The organism is Aeromonas caviae (assembly GCF_000819785.1).
Taxonomy (GTDB): domain Bacteria; phylum Pseudomonadota; class Gammaproteobacteria; order Enterobacterales; family Aeromonadaceae; genus Aeromonas; species Aeromonas caviae.
Window position 1 is genome coordinate 84,293 of record NZ_CDBK01000069.1, and the last position, 13,927, is coordinate 98,219.

Sequence of the window (13,927 nt, forward strand, 5' to 3'; positions counted from 1 at the left end):
AAACAGGAGAGATACACTCTCGTCACACACGCAGAGAGGGTCTTCAGGCATTCAGTGCATAGTTCAGCATGGCTTGCAGCTTGCTGTCGAAGAACCAGGGCAGCAGCACCATCAGCAGACCCAGCACCCCGGCCAGCCGGTGGCGATACTGCCAGCCGGCTATCAGTACCAGACCGCCGCAGAGGGTGGTCAGGATGCCTGACATAGGGCAGCCTCCCGCTGTTGGCGGCGCTGCTGTGCCCACTGGTTGAGGGCGACCGAACCCAGGATAAGGGCCAGCGCCACGCCCGTGGTGGACTGGATCTGCTCGCCGAGGAACAGGGCTCCCAGCATGACGCCGAACAGCGGCACCAGGTAGTTGCTGAAGGAGGCGAAGGTCGGGCCCGCCTTCTGGATCAGCGCCATGTAGAGGAAGTAGACCAGGCCGGTACAGAAGATCCCCAGCATGGCGACGGCGCCCATGGCCTGCTGGCTCGGCAGGGTGAGGCTGCTCAGGTCGGCCACGAAGGGCGCGGCCAGCAGCAGCTGGATGGCCGAGGAGATCAGGATGTTGCGGGCCACGACCACAGGATGGTCCTTGGCGAAGCGCTTGATCATCAGCAGGCCGATGGCGAAGCAGCTGGCACCGAACAGGATGGCCATGGCACCGAGCAGGCCGGCATTCATGCCGCTGGTCAGCTTGGGCCAGAACAGTACCAGTACGCCGACGAAGCCGATGATCACGGAGACGAGGCCGCCCTTGGTGATTCTTTCACCAGAAATAAACAAGGGTGCCGCCAGAATGGTCACAAAGGGGATACAACCCATGACCACGGCCGCGATGGCGCTGTCCACATACTGTTGTCCCCAGGCCACCATGATGAAGGGGATGGTGGCGTCGAGCAGGGCGATCAGCATATAGGTTCGCCAGGGCGTGTGTTCACTCTTGAGGCGCATGAACAGGCAGAGCAGACCCAGGGTCAGGCTGCCACACAGGGCGCGTCCGGCGGCCACCATGATGGGGGGCAGTTCAGCCACGGCCTGGTGCATGAAAATGAACTGGGAGCCCCACAACAGGCCGATCGCCAGCAACAACAGATAGCTACGCATTTGAATCTCCGATGTAATTCGCCTGCGCATTCTATGCAATCTGCTACTATGCCAAAAATGAATTGTCGTCATTCAACTATGGCCAATATCGATGGAACTGCCCCTCTCCCGCCTCGACCTCAACCTGCTCACCGTGTTCGACATGCTGATGCAGGAGCGCAACGTCACCCGTGCCGCCGAACGGCTGCACCTCTCCCAGTCCACCGTCAGCCATGCGCTGGGGCGCTTGCGCCAGGCGCTGGATGACCCGCTGTTCGTGATGAGTCGGCGCGAGATGATGCCGACCGAACGGGCCAAGGCGCTGGCGAGCCCGGTGCGCCAGGCGCTTGCCATGCTGGAGCAGGGGCTGCGTCAGGCCAAGGGATTCGACCCGGCAAGTGCCCGGCGGATCTTTCGCATCGCCACCCCGGGCTCGGTGGAGCACGGCCTGGTGCCGGTGCTGGTGGAGTGGATGGTGCAGCAGGCTCCCCATTGCCGACTGGAAGTGTGCGAGCTGGCGGACAGCGACTACGAGCGGGAGCTGGAGAAGGGGGAACTGGATCTGGTGATCGGGTTTGCCGGTGCCAACCATCTCTCGCCCCGGTTGTGGCGCGAGGAGTGGTTCAGCAATCCGCTGGTCTGTTTGTCGCCCCTCGGCAGCGCTCTGCCCGACATGCTGGGGCCGGGAGAACTGGTCAGCCGCCCCCATATCCACACCTCCAGCTGGGGCCACAGCCAGGCCATGGTGGATCTCTGGCTGGCCCGTTTCGGGGTGGAGCGGGAGCTGGGGGTCAGGCTGCCGAGCTTTATGGCGGTACCGCCGCTGATGGCGACCGGCCGCTACCTGGTGGTGGTGCCCGAGATGATCGGGCGCCACTTCTGTCGCCACTATCCGTTGCGCCTGCACCAGCTGGAACCCGCCATCCCCATCGTCTACCTGATGGCGGGCCACCCGCTCAGTGCCCATGACGAGGCGATCGGCTGGTTCAAGGGGTTGTTGCACCGGCTGGCGAGGGAGCGCTACGGCGCGGATGCGCTCGGCCATCCCGCGCCGCAGGGGGCAGATCACGCCAATCCGGAGAAGTAGTCCAGCCCCATCGCCCCCTTCACCTCGGCCAGCACCTCGTCGGTGAGGGCCCGGGCCTGCTCGGTACCCTGCTGCAACAGACGCAGCAGCTGGCGCTTGTCGGCGATGGCTGCCTCGCGCCGCTCCCGCATCGGAGCGAGCAGGGTCTGCAGGCAGTCGTTGAGTACCTGCTTGCAGCGAATGTCCCCCAGACCACCGCGCTGGTAGTGGGCCTTCATCTCGGCCACCAGGGCCTTGTCAGGGTGGAAAGCATCCAGATAGGCGAACACCGTATTGCCTTCCACCTGACCCGGATCGCTCACCTTGAGGTGATTGGGGTCGGTATACATGGCGAACACCGCCTGCTTGATCTCGTCGCTCGACATGCCGAGTTCGATGGTGTTGCCAAGGGACTTGGACATCTTGGCCTTGCCGTCGATGCCGGGCAGGCGGCCGGTGTCGCTCAGGATGGGCTGGCACTCGGTCAGCACCTCTTTGCCCACCAGGGTGTTGAAGCGGCGCACTATCTCGTTGGTCTGCTCCAGCATGGGCAGCTGATCCTCGCCCACCGGCACGTGAGTGGCACGAAAGGCGGTGATGTCGGCGGCCTGGCTGACCGGATAGACGAGGAAGCCGGCGGGCAGGCTGCGCTCGAACCCTTTCTGCTGGATTTCGGCCTTGACGGTGGGGTTGCGCTCCAGCCGGGCGACGCTGACCAGGTTGAGGTAGTAGGTCGTGAGTTCGGCGAGGGCGGGCAGGGCGCTCTGCAGGCAGAAAGTGGTCTTGGCCGGGTCGAGGCCGGCGGCCAGGTAGTCGGCCATTACCTCCAGCACGTGATCGGTCACCTTGGCCGGGTTGTGGCCGTTGTCGGTCAGCGCCTGCAGATCGGCGATCATGACGAACTGGTGGTAATGGTGCTGGGCGGCCACGCGCTGGCGCAGGGAGCCGACGTAGTGGCCAATGTGCAGTTTGCCGGTGGGGCGGTCGCCGGTCAGGATCACGGGGTTGTGCATGTCACTCTCTCCAGTTGGGTGAGCCGGGAGGCGACAAAGGGATAAAAACAATGACCGCCTCTCGGCGGTCACGGTGTTTTCTTTGGGAAATTTTACATAGAAAAGCAGTGCCGCCTGTTTAGAAGCAGCACCACCAGTAGTTGTGATTGAATGAGGTCATATTCATGGCAAATCACACTACGCCTGTTCGATCACTTCTGCAAGGGCACGACCAGCATGTCGCAGGGCACGGTATTCATCAGCTGGCGTGCGCTCGAGGTGAGCAGGCTCCAGAAGCTCTGGCGATGGCCGCACACCAGCAGGTCGATCTGGTAGTCCTTGACCGCCTGGTTGACCCGCTCGCTCAGATCGCCGCAGATGACCAGCTTCTTCTCGATGGGGTAGTCCACCGAGGCGAGGAAGGCTTCCAGCTTCTCCTTCGCTTCGGCGATCACCTGGTCCTGCACGTTGTCGATGTCGATGTCGATCATCTCGGTGTAGAGATCCTTGAGGTCCACATCCACATGGATCACCGACAGCTTGGCGCCGTTGGAGCGGGCCCGGTCGACCGCCTTCTCGATCACCTTGCGGTTGTCTTCCGACAGGTCGATCGCGGCCAGTACGTGTTTGTAATAGGTTCCATTCATGGGAGTTCTCCTCACTGATCCTGGGTCCACTATACCAATGTCTGCTGAAACTAAAACGGCATCGTCGCCACAGTTTCAGGATTTGCCTGACCCCGAACCGGAAGGCGTAGAGTTGCAGGTGGCCGGGGAGTGCATATTTTGAACAGGAGTTTGACGCCGGTCACAGGCGTGCTATTGCCCCCGGGAAGGTGGGGGAATAGGATGTGCCCGTGCTTCGCAATGAACACAAAACAACTAAAAGCATCTGAATACCGCTTTGGGGAGCCTCGCGCTCCCTTTTGTTTTTCTGCCCTCTTCCAGCCCATATCCCGTCCGACATCAAGGTAATCCCGCCCCCCTTGGTTATGCTGTAGCCAGTTCCCTTGGCAAAACGGCCAGGGCCCCTCACCTGCAACCGGGTGGTGCTGTCATGGCCGTTTCTCATGTCCTACCGATGCACCGGAGAGTCCTTCATGATCATTCATCCCCAGATCCAGGGTTGTGTTGCCCGCAATTGCCACCCCATGGGTTGTCGCGCCGCCGTGCTGCAACAGATCGAACAGGTGCGGGCGGCGGGGCCGTTCAACGGGCCGAAACGGGTGCTGGTGCTGGGGGCATCGTCCGGTTTCGGGCTGGCGTCCCGGATCGCGCTCACCTTCGGCGCCGGGGCCGATACCCTGGGCGTCTCGTTCGAGCGGGGTCCCTCCGACAAGGGGCTCGGCAGTGCTGGCTGGTACAACAACATCTGGTTTCGTCAGGCGGCGGAGCAAGCCGGTCGCATCGCCGTCAACCTGATCGGAGATGCCTTCTCCGACACCATGCGCCAGCAGGCCATCGACGTCATCCGCCAGCAGCTCGGGCAGGTGGATCTGGTGGTCTATTCACTGGCGAGCGGAGTCAGGGTGATGCCGGATGGCACACAGATACGCTCGGTGCTCAAGACCACAGGCCAGCCGCTGCAAGGCTGGGGGCTGGATCTGGAGCACGATGCGCTGGTGCAGCACTCGCTGGTGCCAGCCACCCCGGAGGAGATCCGCGACACCGTCACCGTGATGGGGGGAGAGGACTGGCAGCGCTGGATGCAGGCATTGCAGCAGGCGGATTGCCTGGCCCCCGGCGCCCGGACCGTTGCCTACTCCTATATCGGCCCCGAGTCCACCTATCCCCTCTATCGGGACGGCACCATCGGCTATGCCAAGGAGCACCTGCACGCCACCGCCGAGACCATCAACCTACAACTTGCCGGGATCGGCGGTCATGCCTGGGTGTCGGTCTGCAAGGCGCTGGTGACCAAGGCGAGCGTGTTTATTCCGGTGCTGCCTGTCTATCTGGGCCTGTTGATGGGGGTGATGAAGGAGCGTGGTGTTCACGAGGGCTGCATCGAGCAGATGCAGCGGCTGTTTGCCGACAAGATGTACGGGCCCAGAGGGGTCGTCGCCGATGGCAACCGGCTGATCCGGATGGATGACCACGAGCTTGAGCCAGCGGTGCAGGCCGCCGTCTCGGCACTCTGGCCCAAGGTGACGCCGGAGAACTTCCGCACCCTGGGGGATTTTGCAGGGTTGCGCCAGGAGTTCATGCAGCTCAACGGCTTCGAGCTGCCGGGGGTGGATTACGGTGCGCCGGTGAACGTGGCGTCACTCACTGAGCTGACGCCCTGACACCCGCACGAGGGGGCATCAGGCGACGTTGCAGGCCAGTTCAGGGGAAAGGTGGGGAGACTGGGCCAGCACGGTCTGGTTGCGCCCCTGGCGCTTCGCCTGATACATGGCCATGTCGGCCCGATGGATGAGCTGGCTCAGGCTGTCATCCTGCGTCGAGCGTTCCGCCACCCCGATGCTGATGGTCATGTGGGGGGCGGCCAGGTAGGCGATCCGGCTTCTCAGCTGCTCCGCCAGCCGCCAGCAGGTGGCCCCGTCCTGGGTCATGGCCACCAGAAATTCTTCCCCGCCCCAGCGCCCGATCAACTGCTGGTCCGGCGCCCAGTTCTTGAGCTCCCTGGCCAACTGCCGGATAGCCTGATCCCCCGCCTGGTGACCATGCTTGTCGTTGATCTGCTTGAAGTGATCGATGTCGATGATGAGCAGGGTCAGGGGCGTTTCGTGCAGCCACTGCTGGCCCAGTCTCTCCAGCAGGGCGCGCCGGTTGGGCAGCCCGGTCAGCTGATCGAAGGTGGCGAGCTTGTAGAGGTGGCGCGAGCTGCGGTGGAGCCTGCGGGTGGTGAGCCCGAGCAGGATCAGGGCGACGGCCAGCAGCACCAGCAGCAGCAATTGGTAGTAGCGGGCACTCTGCTGGTAGAGCAGTTGCTGGCGCTTGCTCTCGTTCTCCTGCTGCAACGCGCGATTGCTGGCCTCGCTGCGAGCCAGATCCATCTCGACCTGGAAGGCGGCCGCGTGCTGGCTCAGGGTCTGGTTGAAGTGCTGCTTGTAGTACTGCATGTAGCGGGTCATGGCCCCGTAGGCCTCGGGGTAGCGGCCCAGATCGGCCAGCAACCTGGCCTGCATCGCCCGACCATCCATGGAGAGAGGGGCGGTGTGCTCCATCAGCAGTTGCAGGGCCAGCTGCTTCTCGCCACGACCCAGCAGGGTTCTTGCCCTGATCTCGGTCAGACGGGAGGCCGCCTGCGGGCTATCCAGCCTGTCATAGATGGCTTGTGCCTCCTCCAGGCTGCGCCAGGCGGCGTGCCAGTCCGCCCGTGCGTTGAACACCATGGCCTGGTAGCCGAGGACGATGGCGCGATAGTGGGGTGACAGGCTCGGCGTGGCCAGCAGGGTATCGAGCAACTGGCTGGCTCTGGCAGGCTGGCCCATGTCGATGTAGAGCCTGGCCATGTTGGCCCGGATGATGGCCTGGCTGTTGGGTTCGTTGAGCTGCACCATCTGGCCGAGGGCATCCTGATAATAGGTCTCGGCCTCACGGTAGAGATTGAGGTCCGCATAGAGGTTGCCGAGGGTCATCAGCAGACGGCCGCACTGCAAGGTGGAGAGGATGGAACCCGGCTCTTTCTGCTTGAGGTGATAGGCGGTCTTGAGCTCGAGGATCGCCTCTTTCATCTGCTGGGTACGGTAGAGGGCGAGCCCGTTGAGGGCATGCCACTCCGAGACCTGCCTGGGGTGATGCCTGACCGCCGGCCAGAGCTGGGTGAGCAGCTCGAGCGCCTGATCCGGCGTATCGGCATCCAGGGTCAGGGCAATCTGCTGCAACCGGAAGTCGAGCAGGCGCAGGGTCTCCTGCTGGGCATTGGCCAGACCCCGGGCGCGGGCATTGTCGCGCTGTGCCTGGGGATAGCGGCCTAGGGCTGCCTGGGCCAGGGACCTGGCGTAGAACAGTTCCATATCCTGCTGGGGACTGGCGTCGAGGCGCTGCAGATAGCCGACGGGATCGCGCGCCGCCTGCAATTCAGCCTCTTTCAGCAAGGAGGGAGCTGCCTGCAACTGGGTCATCCAGAGCAGCGCCAGTGCCATTATGAATCTCATTGAATCCTTTCCCCGACCAATGGCGCCATCATAATGGCTGATGTCACCTACACCATGTTTCTTTGCTTCTCTATAACCGTATGGGGGAGAGGATGAGGTGAAAAGTCGTCGCAACTGCGGGGTGCGTCGGTTGTCTCTGGTTGCGTCAGGATGCAACAGTGGCGACAATCGTGGGCAAATCACAGTGGAGAATCATCATGTTGGCCAAAGCCATGATCGAGAAGTTGAACGAGCAGATTAATCTTGAATTCTATTCCTCCAACCTCTACCTGCAGATGAGCGCCTGGTGCGAGGACAAGGGCTTCGAGGGGGCCGCCACCTTCCTGCGCCAGCATGCGGTCGAGGAGCGCCAGCACATGGAGCGCCTGTTCACCTACGTGAGCGAGACCGGCGCCATGCCGGTGCTGGGGGCCATCGAAGCGCCTCCCCATGAATTCAAGTCCCTGGGTGACATCTTCCGCACCACCCTGGAGCACGAGTATCACATCACCAAGTGCATCAACGGTCTGGCCCACGTCGCCTTCACCACCCAGGATTACTCCACCTTCAACTTCCTGCAGTGGTACGTGGCCGAGCAGCACGAAGAGGAGAAGCTGTTCAAGAGCATCGTCGACCGTCTGAGCCTGGTGGGCGAGGATGGCAAGGGCCTCTATTTCATCGACAAGGAGCTGGCCGAGCTGGCCAAGGGCGCCCCGGCCAGCATCATGGACGGCAACGCCTGATAGTCGTGGACACTTAGTGTTCAGTCAGTACAATGACGGCCCCTTGTAAAGGGGCCGTTTTCTATTTGCAGGTGTCCTTGTACCGCTGTGCTGGTGTCTGCCGGGTACAATCACGGTCCTTTAAGGTAAAGGGGCCGTTTTTCTTTTGATGGGTGAGTGACGATGAAACAGGTGGATGTGGTGGTGATCGGTGCCGGGGCGGCCGGATTGATGTGTGCGGCCCAGGCTGGCTACCGGGGTCGCTCCGTGCTGGTGCTCGACAACGCCAAGAAGCCGGGCCGCAAGATCCTCATCAGCGGCGGCGGTCGCTGCAACTTCACCAATCATCAGGCGGGTCCCCATGCCTTCCTTTCGGCCAACCCCCACTTCTGCAAATCGGCGCTGGCGCGCTATACCCAGCAGGATTTCATCGATCTGGTGGACAGGCACGGCCTGAACTACCACGAGAAGACGCTGGGCCAGCTCTTCTGCGACGAGAGCGCCAAGGATATCGTCGACATCCTGCTGACCGAGTGCGACTGGGCTGGCGTGACCCTGCAGTTCCAGACCGAGATCCTCACCGTCAGCAAGACAGATGAAGGCTTCGTGCTCGACACCAGCAAGGGGGAGATCGCCTGCTCGTCGCTGGTGGTCGCCACCGGCGGCCTCTCCATGCCGAAACTCGGTGCTACCCCTTACGGCTTCAAGCTGGCGGAGCAGTTCGGCCTCACCGTGTTGCCGACTCGCGCCGGGCTGGTGCCCTTTACCCTGCATCAGGCCGACAAGGAGGCCTTCGCCGATCTGGCGGGGGTCAGCCTGCCGGTGGCGGTGACCGCCGAGGATGGCACCCGCTTCAAGGAGGCCATGCTGTTCACCCATCGCGGCCTCTCCGGCCCCGCCATCCTGCAGATCTCCTCTTTCTGGCTGGCGGGGGAGAAGATCCACATCAACCTGCTGCCGGATCTCGACATTCCAGAGACCCTCAAGACCTGGGCCCAGGCCCATCCTGCCCAGGAGCTGAAAACCGTGCTGGGGCGCGAGCTGCCCAAGCGTTTCGTCGACAAGCTGGTGGAGCTGGGATGGCTGGTGAGCAAGCCGATGCGCCAGTACAACGAACGGGAGCTGGAGGCGGTGGCCACCCTGCTGGGGGATTGGCAGATCCTGCCCAACGGCACCGAAGGGTATCGCACCGCCGAAGTGACCCTGGGGGGAGTGGATACCAACGCGCTCTCCTCCAAGACCATGGAGGCGCGCACCGTGCCCGGCCTCTACTTCATCGGCGAAGTGGTGGACGTGACCGGCTGGCTCGGTGGTTACAACTTCCAGTGGGCCTGGTCGTCGGGCTGGGTGGCAGGCCAGTACTGCTGAGGAATGCCGCGGCCCTGCGGTGAATGGTCCCGTCAGCGGCCTCTCGGGTGACAACTTCCAGTGGGCCCGGTCGTCGGGCTGGAGTGCTGACAAAGAGGCTCGGCGGATGAGTCCGAGCGGATCGGGCCGTGTCAGGCGGCCCGAGTGATGGAACCAGACGCGGCCTGCTCAGGCCGCGTTTTTTATGGTCGGTCGCTGGTTGCCGCTTGGCCTCTAGCCTCTCCTGATATTGGGCAGGAAGGCGGTCAGCAGGCCAATAAGGGGCAGATAGGCGCAGACCTGATAGACGGTTTCGATGCTGGTGGCATCGGCCAATCTGCCCAGCAGGGCGGCCCCTATCCCTCCCATGCCGAAGGCGAAGCCGAAGAAGAGGCCGGAAATGGTGCCGACCTTGCCGGGTACCAGATCCTGGGCGTAGACCAGGATGGCGGAGAAGGCCGACGCCAGGATGAGGCCGATGACGATCGACAGCACCGAGGTCCAGAACAGGTCGACGTGGGGCAGCAGCAGGGTGAAGGGAGCGACGCCGAGGATGGAGATCCAGATCACCCGCTTGCGACCGATGCGATCGCCGAGTGGCCCGCCGAGCACTGTCCCCGCCGCGACGGCAAACAGGAAGGCGAACAGATAGAGCTGGGCGCTCTCCAGCGACAGGTGGAACTTGTCCATCAGGTAGAAGGTGTAATAGCTGCTCAGGCTGGCCATGTAGAAGAACTTGGAGAACATCAGCAGACCGAGGATGGCCAGTGACCAGCCAATCTGGCGGCGGCTCAGGCCGGTGCCGGCATGTGCCTTCATCCGCCGATGGAAGCTGGCGGCATGGTGGCTGGACCAGCGGCCGACGAAGCTGAGCACGATGACCCCGATGAGTGCGAACAACGAGAACCAGGCCGCACTGCCCTGTCCCTTCGGCACGATGATGAGCGCCGCGAGCAGGGGGCCGATGGCCGAACCCAGATTGCCGCCGATCTGGAACAGAGACTGGGCCAGACCGGGCTGGTTGCCGGCCGCCATGCGGGCGACCCGGGAGGATTCCGGGTGGAAGACGGAGGAGCCCATGCCGATCAGCATGGCCGACAACAGCACGGCGCCAAAGCTGCCTGCCTGCGACAGGTAGAGCAGCCCCACCAGCGTGAAGCCCATGCCCAGAGGCAGGGAGTAGGGCATGGGTCTGCGGTCGGTATAGAGGCCGATCAGCGGTTGCAGCAGCGAGGCCGTGAACTGGTAGGTGAGGGTGATGAGACCTATCTGGGTGAACGACAGATCGAGCCCCAGCTTCAGGAGGGGATAGATGGCCAGCAGTACCGACTGCATCATGTCGTTCAACAGGTGCGAGAAGCTGATGGCGGCGATCACCGGATAAGCGGTGGTAGTCGGGTTGTCCACCGCGGGCGGGGCGGTGATCGGGGTGTCGGTACTCAAGGTCTTGTCCATGGCTGGGGGATCACTCCCTCTACCATGCCCTATCCCGGCGTATCTGGACATAACCAAAGTGGGCGAACGCCCGGATTGCGTTCGCGTGGCGCGCAGGCCGTTCATGCTGACGGCGTGTGGATGGCTGGTCAGATCTTGTGCTTGGCGCGGGGCGGATTAGTATAGAAGGCCTGCCGCCGTTATCCGGCCCATCACTCGCCATGGAGGGAACATGTTCGAAAGCCTGGGTGTCATCAACGTCTGGACCTATCTGGTCGGTCTCTTCTTCATCATCATCGCCCCGGGCCCGAACTCCCTCTACGTGCTGCGAACCGGTGCCGTGCGCGGCATAGGCCCGGGTTATCGCGCCGCCCTCGGCGTCTTCGTCGGCGATGCCATCCTCATTTTCTGCGCCTATCTGGGGATCGCGTCCCTCATTCGCACTACCCCATTGCTGTTTACTCTGGTGCGCTATCTGGGCGCCATCTACCTGCTTTATCTGGGGGTGAAGATCCTGCACGCGAACTTCATCGCCAAAAAGGCGGGACCGGCGTCCGAGATGGATCCCGGTGAGCGCTATTTTACCAAGGCCCTCACCCTGAGCCTCACCAATCCCAAGGCGATCCTGTTCTACGTCTCTTTCTTCGTGCAGTTCATCGACTTCAGCTATGCCCACACCTGGATCTCCTACCTGGTGCTGGCTGGCATGCTGGAAGCGATGAGCTTCGTCTACCTGACCCTGCTGATCTTCGGCGGTACCCTGATGGCCCGCTTTTTCCGTCAGCGCCAGACGGCGGCCCGTCTCGGCAACGGCCTTATCGGCCTCTTCTTCATGGGGTTTGCGGCCAGGCTGGCGACGCTCTCCTCCTGACCCCGGGGATTGCTGACCGTCCGGTGTCGGGCACCTAGTCTGGCCAGCAATCCTTGCCCACCGGGATGAAGCGGGACTGGTAGACGATGAGCTTCTGGTTGCCCGGCTGATTGATCCCGGGATTGTGGTAGGTCTCCCCGGGCAGCAGGTACTTGCTGTCCGCCTCGCTGTCCGCCTGCTGGCAGCCCCGTTTTACCATGAACTCGAAATAGGTGTTGCCGGTATTGGTGATGGTGCTCTGTGCCGGGTCCAACTGGTATGCAAAACGTGACTGACGCGGACGCACCACCAGGATGGACTGCAGGGCCAGTTTCACCTCGACGGTTCCCTGGTGCTGCGTCTGGCTGCCTTCATCCACCTGGGCTGCTGGTGACTCGGTGAAGGTGATGCGGTAGTAACGCTCATGGTCATCGGCGAGCCCCTTGTAGTAGAACTTGACGTTCTGGGCATGTCTGGCGTGCAGGGTGAAGCGCCTGGGGGCAAACAGCAGCTCACCGGGGACGGTGGGCAGTGTCCTGCCTCTGGCCGTGGGGTCGCTGATTTTTTCCATCTGTATGTCGTACAGCTTGGGTGAAGCACTGTTGTTGGTCAGGGTTCTGGTAATGAACTCCTGCTCTGGCGCCATGGCAAGAGTCATGGCGCCGATGTCGAGGGCGGCGGCCTGTGAGGCCAGCAAGCCGCCCAGCAAGGGCCAAAGTAGACGATGCATGTTGTACTCCATGGTCAGCGCCAGGTCCCCTTGATGGTGATGGTGCCGCTTTGTTCCACCTCGCCTTCCCACATCTCGTCGCCCATGGTGCGCTGCACCATGGGATCGGTCAGGTCGAATTCCAGCGCCAGCTTGTAAAACCGGGTGATGCCCTGGCCGTTGACGGGATCATTCCACTCCTGTGGTGGTTGATTGTCCTGTATTCCGAGGGTGCGAATATCCACCGGTGTGCGATCGCAGCGAATGGCGTGCCGTGAACCCGCTCCATGAGCCACCGAATCGAATACCAGCCTGGTAGGGATGGGGACGGCCTGTTCAGGTGCGAAGGAGCCTGCCGGATAGAAAGTGCAATATCCCCGATAAGGCGACCCCCTGTCCTGTGAAATAGAAATTTCCAGCATATCGGCACTGATGGGGCCACTGTCCGAGATATTGTATGAGAAGCTCAGAATGTCTTTTCCGACCTGCCCCTCCCTGTAAGGATTGCTGACGCCCTCCGAAGACAAGATGGATACGCTGAAGTCCCGCGGTTTTATATGAATTTCGGTTGTGCCGCTGAATTCATAGTATCCACTCTCGGGAGCATATCCATTCTTCATATTGAAGTTGATCAGACTGCGAGTCAGTTGATCTTGCAGTCCCAGCCTTACAACTTGTTTGAAGAAATTGCTGGACAAGAAAAGATAAACAGATGGCTGTCCTCTTAAATAGCTGATGTTGTAGCGAGAGCCTTTGCTTGCCCAATTTTTCAAATCTGCGCTCATTTGCAGATCCGCAGAACCAATGGCGCTATTCAGCGAGCTGTTTTTGACATTGGTATACATGTAGGGCTCGGTGTAGTTCTGACTGCCATCTTCATTGAAGTTGTAATCAAGAAAACGACACAAAATCCCATCTCGGGTGCCCAGCCTGTAATTCTCACAACCTTGTGAACCGGGCAAGACATAAGGAACACCATTGCTGTCCACAATGACTTCACTTATTGCATTGGTTTGTACGAAGCGAAGATGGCCGGCCTTCTTGTGCTGCATGTTTCTGACATACCAGTTTCCGCTGTTCTGATTGATGCAGCGTTCACCGGCTGCCGCGTCATATTTGAGCGTGGTCCTGCACAGGTTCATCTCCCTGTTCAAAACAGCTCCGACAGGCATGGTTCGAAGATAATCAAAGAAACTTGCACTCAATTTGCCATGACCCCACCCGGCAGATGCCCCGATGAGACCGAAAAAGCCCAAGTCATCAACGACGGCCGGCTTGTTGACCGCCTCAGCGGTGTCGGGGTCACAACGGGTATAAGACATGATGCAGCGTTGGTTGACATAAGGACGGCGGATGGGGCCGTTTTCCCACATATCGACGTTCCAGTTGTTGATATCGGTGTTGTATCCATTATCAACGTACGCCAGGCTCACCTGACCATTTCCTTTGAGCGAGGTCCAGGCATTTGCGCCGGTCAGACGCGGATCCAGACCATCTGTTGGTGCGACAAACAGGTTGTTGTCTTCCTGATTTTCAATAAACAGGAAATGGCGCAGCGCGGCATTCGGCCAGACGGTTTTGGATACGGCCGCACTGCCTTGCTGTGCCCAGCCGGCGCCAAGTGCAATGACCAGCAGCAATCTGTGTGTGATGTTCAT

Annotated in this window: 13 protein-coding genes; 5 read left to right on the top strand and 8 right to left on the bottom strand. The window is 61.4% G+C overall.

Annotated features, from left to right (window positions below; all coding sequences use genetic code 11):
* Nucleotides 1–43: 43 nt before the first annotated feature.
* On the bottom strand, nt 44–205 hold the full coding sequence (locus BN1120_RS21575) for a hypothetical protein (protein ID WP_010672325.1): 162 nt from the start codon (nt 203–205) through the stop codon (nt 44–46).
* Nucleotides 190–1,089, bottom strand: coding sequence for a DMT family transporter (locus tag BN1120_RS11280; protein WP_010672326.1), 900 nt, complete (start codon nt 1,087–1,089; stop codon nt 190–192). Before BN1120_RS11280 ends, BN1120_RS21575 begins: the two co-directional genes overlap by 16 nt.
* A 91-nt stretch (nt 1,090–1,180) precedes the next feature.
* Between BN1120_RS11280 and BN1120_RS11285 the strand changes: the two genes are divergently transcribed.
* A complete protein-coding gene (locus BN1120_RS11285; protein WP_041212089.1) occupies nt 1,181–2,155 on the top strand; it encodes a LysR family transcriptional regulator in 975 nt (324 codons plus the stop codon).
* Here BN1120_RS11285 and trpS read toward each other — a convergent pair.
* Nucleotides 2,134–3,147 carry a tryptophan--tRNA ligase gene (trpS, locus tag BN1120_RS11290; RefSeq protein WP_042016172.1) on the bottom strand — a complete coding sequence of 338 codons (1,014 nt, stop codon included), beginning with the start codon at nt 3,145–3,147 and terminating at the stop codon, nt 2,134–2,136. The two genes, BN1120_RS11285 and trpS, sit on opposite strands and share 22 nt — an antisense overlap.
* A 191-nt stretch (nt 3,148–3,338) precedes the next feature.
* Nucleotides 3,339–3,773, bottom strand: a complete 435-nt coding sequence (locus BN1120_RS11295) for a universal stress protein (protein WP_010672329.1) — start codon at nt 3,771–3,773, stop codon at nt 3,339–3,341.
* A gap of 452 nt (nt 3,774–4,225) precedes the next feature.
* Between BN1120_RS11295 and fabV the strand changes: the two genes are divergently transcribed.
* Nucleotides 4,226–5,413, top strand: a complete 1,188-nt coding sequence (gene fabV / locus BN1120_RS11300; protein WP_042016174.1) for an enoyl-ACP reductase FabV — start codon at nt 4,226–4,228, stop codon at nt 5,411–5,413.
* Between the two features lie 18 nt (nt 5,414–5,431).
* Here the strand turns inward: fabV and BN1120_RS11305 are convergent, their stop codons facing one another.
* The gene (locus tag BN1120_RS11305) at nt 5,432–7,216 is read right to left on the bottom strand and encodes a diguanylate cyclase domain-containing protein (protein ID WP_042016176.1); all 1,785 of its coding nucleotides are present in this window, start codon (nt 7,214–7,216) and stop codon (nt 5,432–5,434) included.
* A 209-nt stretch (nt 7,217–7,425) separates the two neighbouring features.
* Here BN1120_RS11305 and ftnA point away from each other — a divergent pair, with 209 nt between their 5' ends.
* Together ftnA and BN1120_RS11315 are read left to right on the top strand one after the other, a co-directional pair.
* Nucleotides 7,426–7,950 (top strand): non-heme ferritin, encoded by a 525-nt coding sequence (gene ftnA, locus BN1120_RS11310; protein ID WP_010672333.1) that lies wholly within the window; start codon nt 7,426–7,428, stop codon nt 7,948–7,950.
* 162 nt (nt 7,951–8,112) lie between these two features.
* Nucleotides 8,113–9,297, top strand: coding sequence for a BaiN/RdsA family NAD(P)/FAD-dependent oxidoreductase (locus tag BN1120_RS11315; protein ID WP_042016177.1), 1,185 nt, complete (start codon nt 8,113–8,115; stop codon nt 9,295–9,297).
* 213 nt (nt 9,298–9,510) lie between these two features.
* Here the strand turns inward: BN1120_RS11315 and BN1120_RS11320 are convergent, their stop codons facing one another.
* Complete coding sequence (locus tag BN1120_RS11320; protein WP_042016178.1) at nt 9,511–10,731, bottom strand: MFS transporter; 1,221 nt, start codon at nt 10,729–10,731, stop codon at nt 9,511–9,513.
* 211 nt (nt 10,732–10,942) lie between these two features.
* On the opposite strand from BN1120_RS11320, the gene leuE reads away from it, so the two are divergent.
* The gene (gene leuE / locus BN1120_RS11325) at nt 10,943–11,581 is read left to right on the top strand and encodes a leucine efflux protein LeuE (protein ID WP_010672336.1); all 639 of its coding nucleotides are present in this window, start codon (nt 10,943–10,945) and stop codon (nt 11,579–11,581) included.
* A gap of 34 nt (nt 11,582–11,615) precedes the next feature.
* Here leuE and BN1120_RS11330 read toward each other — a convergent pair whose 3' ends face one another.
* Both BN1120_RS11330 and BN1120_RS11335 read right to left on the bottom strand, forming a co-directional pair.
* Nucleotides 11,616–12,290 (bottom strand): fimbria/pilus periplasmic chaperone, encoded by a 675-nt coding sequence (locus BN1120_RS11330; protein ID WP_042016198.1) that lies wholly within the window; start codon nt 12,288–12,290, stop codon nt 11,616–11,618.
* 14 nt (nt 12,291–12,304) lie between these two features.
* Complete coding sequence (locus BN1120_RS11335; RefSeq protein WP_042016179.1) at nt 12,305–13,927, bottom strand: hypothetical protein; 1,623 nt, start codon at nt 13,925–13,927, stop codon at nt 12,305–12,307.

What these genes read in the sequence shown, in the direction of transcription:
- BN1120_RS11320 (WP_042016178.1), bottom strand. Translation starts at nt 10,731, where the DNA reads ATGGACAAGACCTTGAGTACCGACACCCCGATCACCGCCCCGCCCGCG.
- trpS (WP_042016172.1), bottom strand. Translation starts at nt 3,147, where the DNA reads ATGCACAACCCCGTGATCCTGACCGGCGACCGCCCCACCGGCAAACTG.
- BN1120_RS11285 (WP_041212089.1), top strand. Translation starts at nt 1,181, where the DNA reads ATGGAACTGCCCCTCTCCCGCCTCGACCTCAACCTGCTCACCGTGTTC.
- BN1120_RS11305 (WP_042016176.1), bottom strand. Translation starts at nt 7,216, where the DNA reads ATGGCACTGGCGCTGCTCTGGATGACCCAGTTGCAGGCAGCTCCCTCC.
- BN1120_RS11330 (WP_042016198.1), bottom strand. Translation starts at nt 12,290, where the DNA reads ATGCATCGTCTACTTTGGCCCTTGCTGGGCGGCTTGCTGGCCTCACAG.
- BN1120_RS11315 (WP_042016177.1), top strand. Translation starts at nt 8,113, where the DNA reads ATGAAACAGGTGGATGTGGTGGTGATCGGTGCCGGGGCGGCCGGATTG.
- BN1120_RS11335 (WP_042016179.1), bottom strand. Translation starts at nt 13,927, where the DNA reads ATGAACATCACACACAGATTGCTGCTGGTCATTGCACTTGGCGCCGGC.
- ftnA (WP_010672333.1), top strand. Translation starts at nt 7,426, where the DNA reads ATGTTGGCCAAAGCCATGATCGAGAAGTTGAACGAGCAGATTAATCTT.
- leuE (WP_010672336.1), top strand. Translation starts at nt 10,943, where the DNA reads ATGTTCGAAAGCCTGGGTGTCATCAACGTCTGGACCTATCTGGTCGGT.
- BN1120_RS11295 (WP_010672329.1), bottom strand. Translation starts at nt 3,773, where the DNA reads ATGAATGGAACCTATTACAAACACGTACTGGCCGCGATCGACCTGTCG.
- BN1120_RS21575 (WP_010672325.1), bottom strand. Translation starts at nt 205, where the DNA reads ATGTCAGGCATCCTGACCACCCTCTGCGGCGGTCTGGTACTGATAGCC.
- BN1120_RS11280 (WP_010672326.1), bottom strand. Translation starts at nt 1,089, where the DNA reads ATGCGTAGCTATCTGTTGTTGCTGGCGATCGGCCTGTTGTGGGGCTCC.
- fabV (WP_042016174.1), top strand. Translation starts at nt 4,226, where the DNA reads ATGATCATTCATCCCCAGATCCAGGGTTGTGTTGCCCGCAATTGCCAC.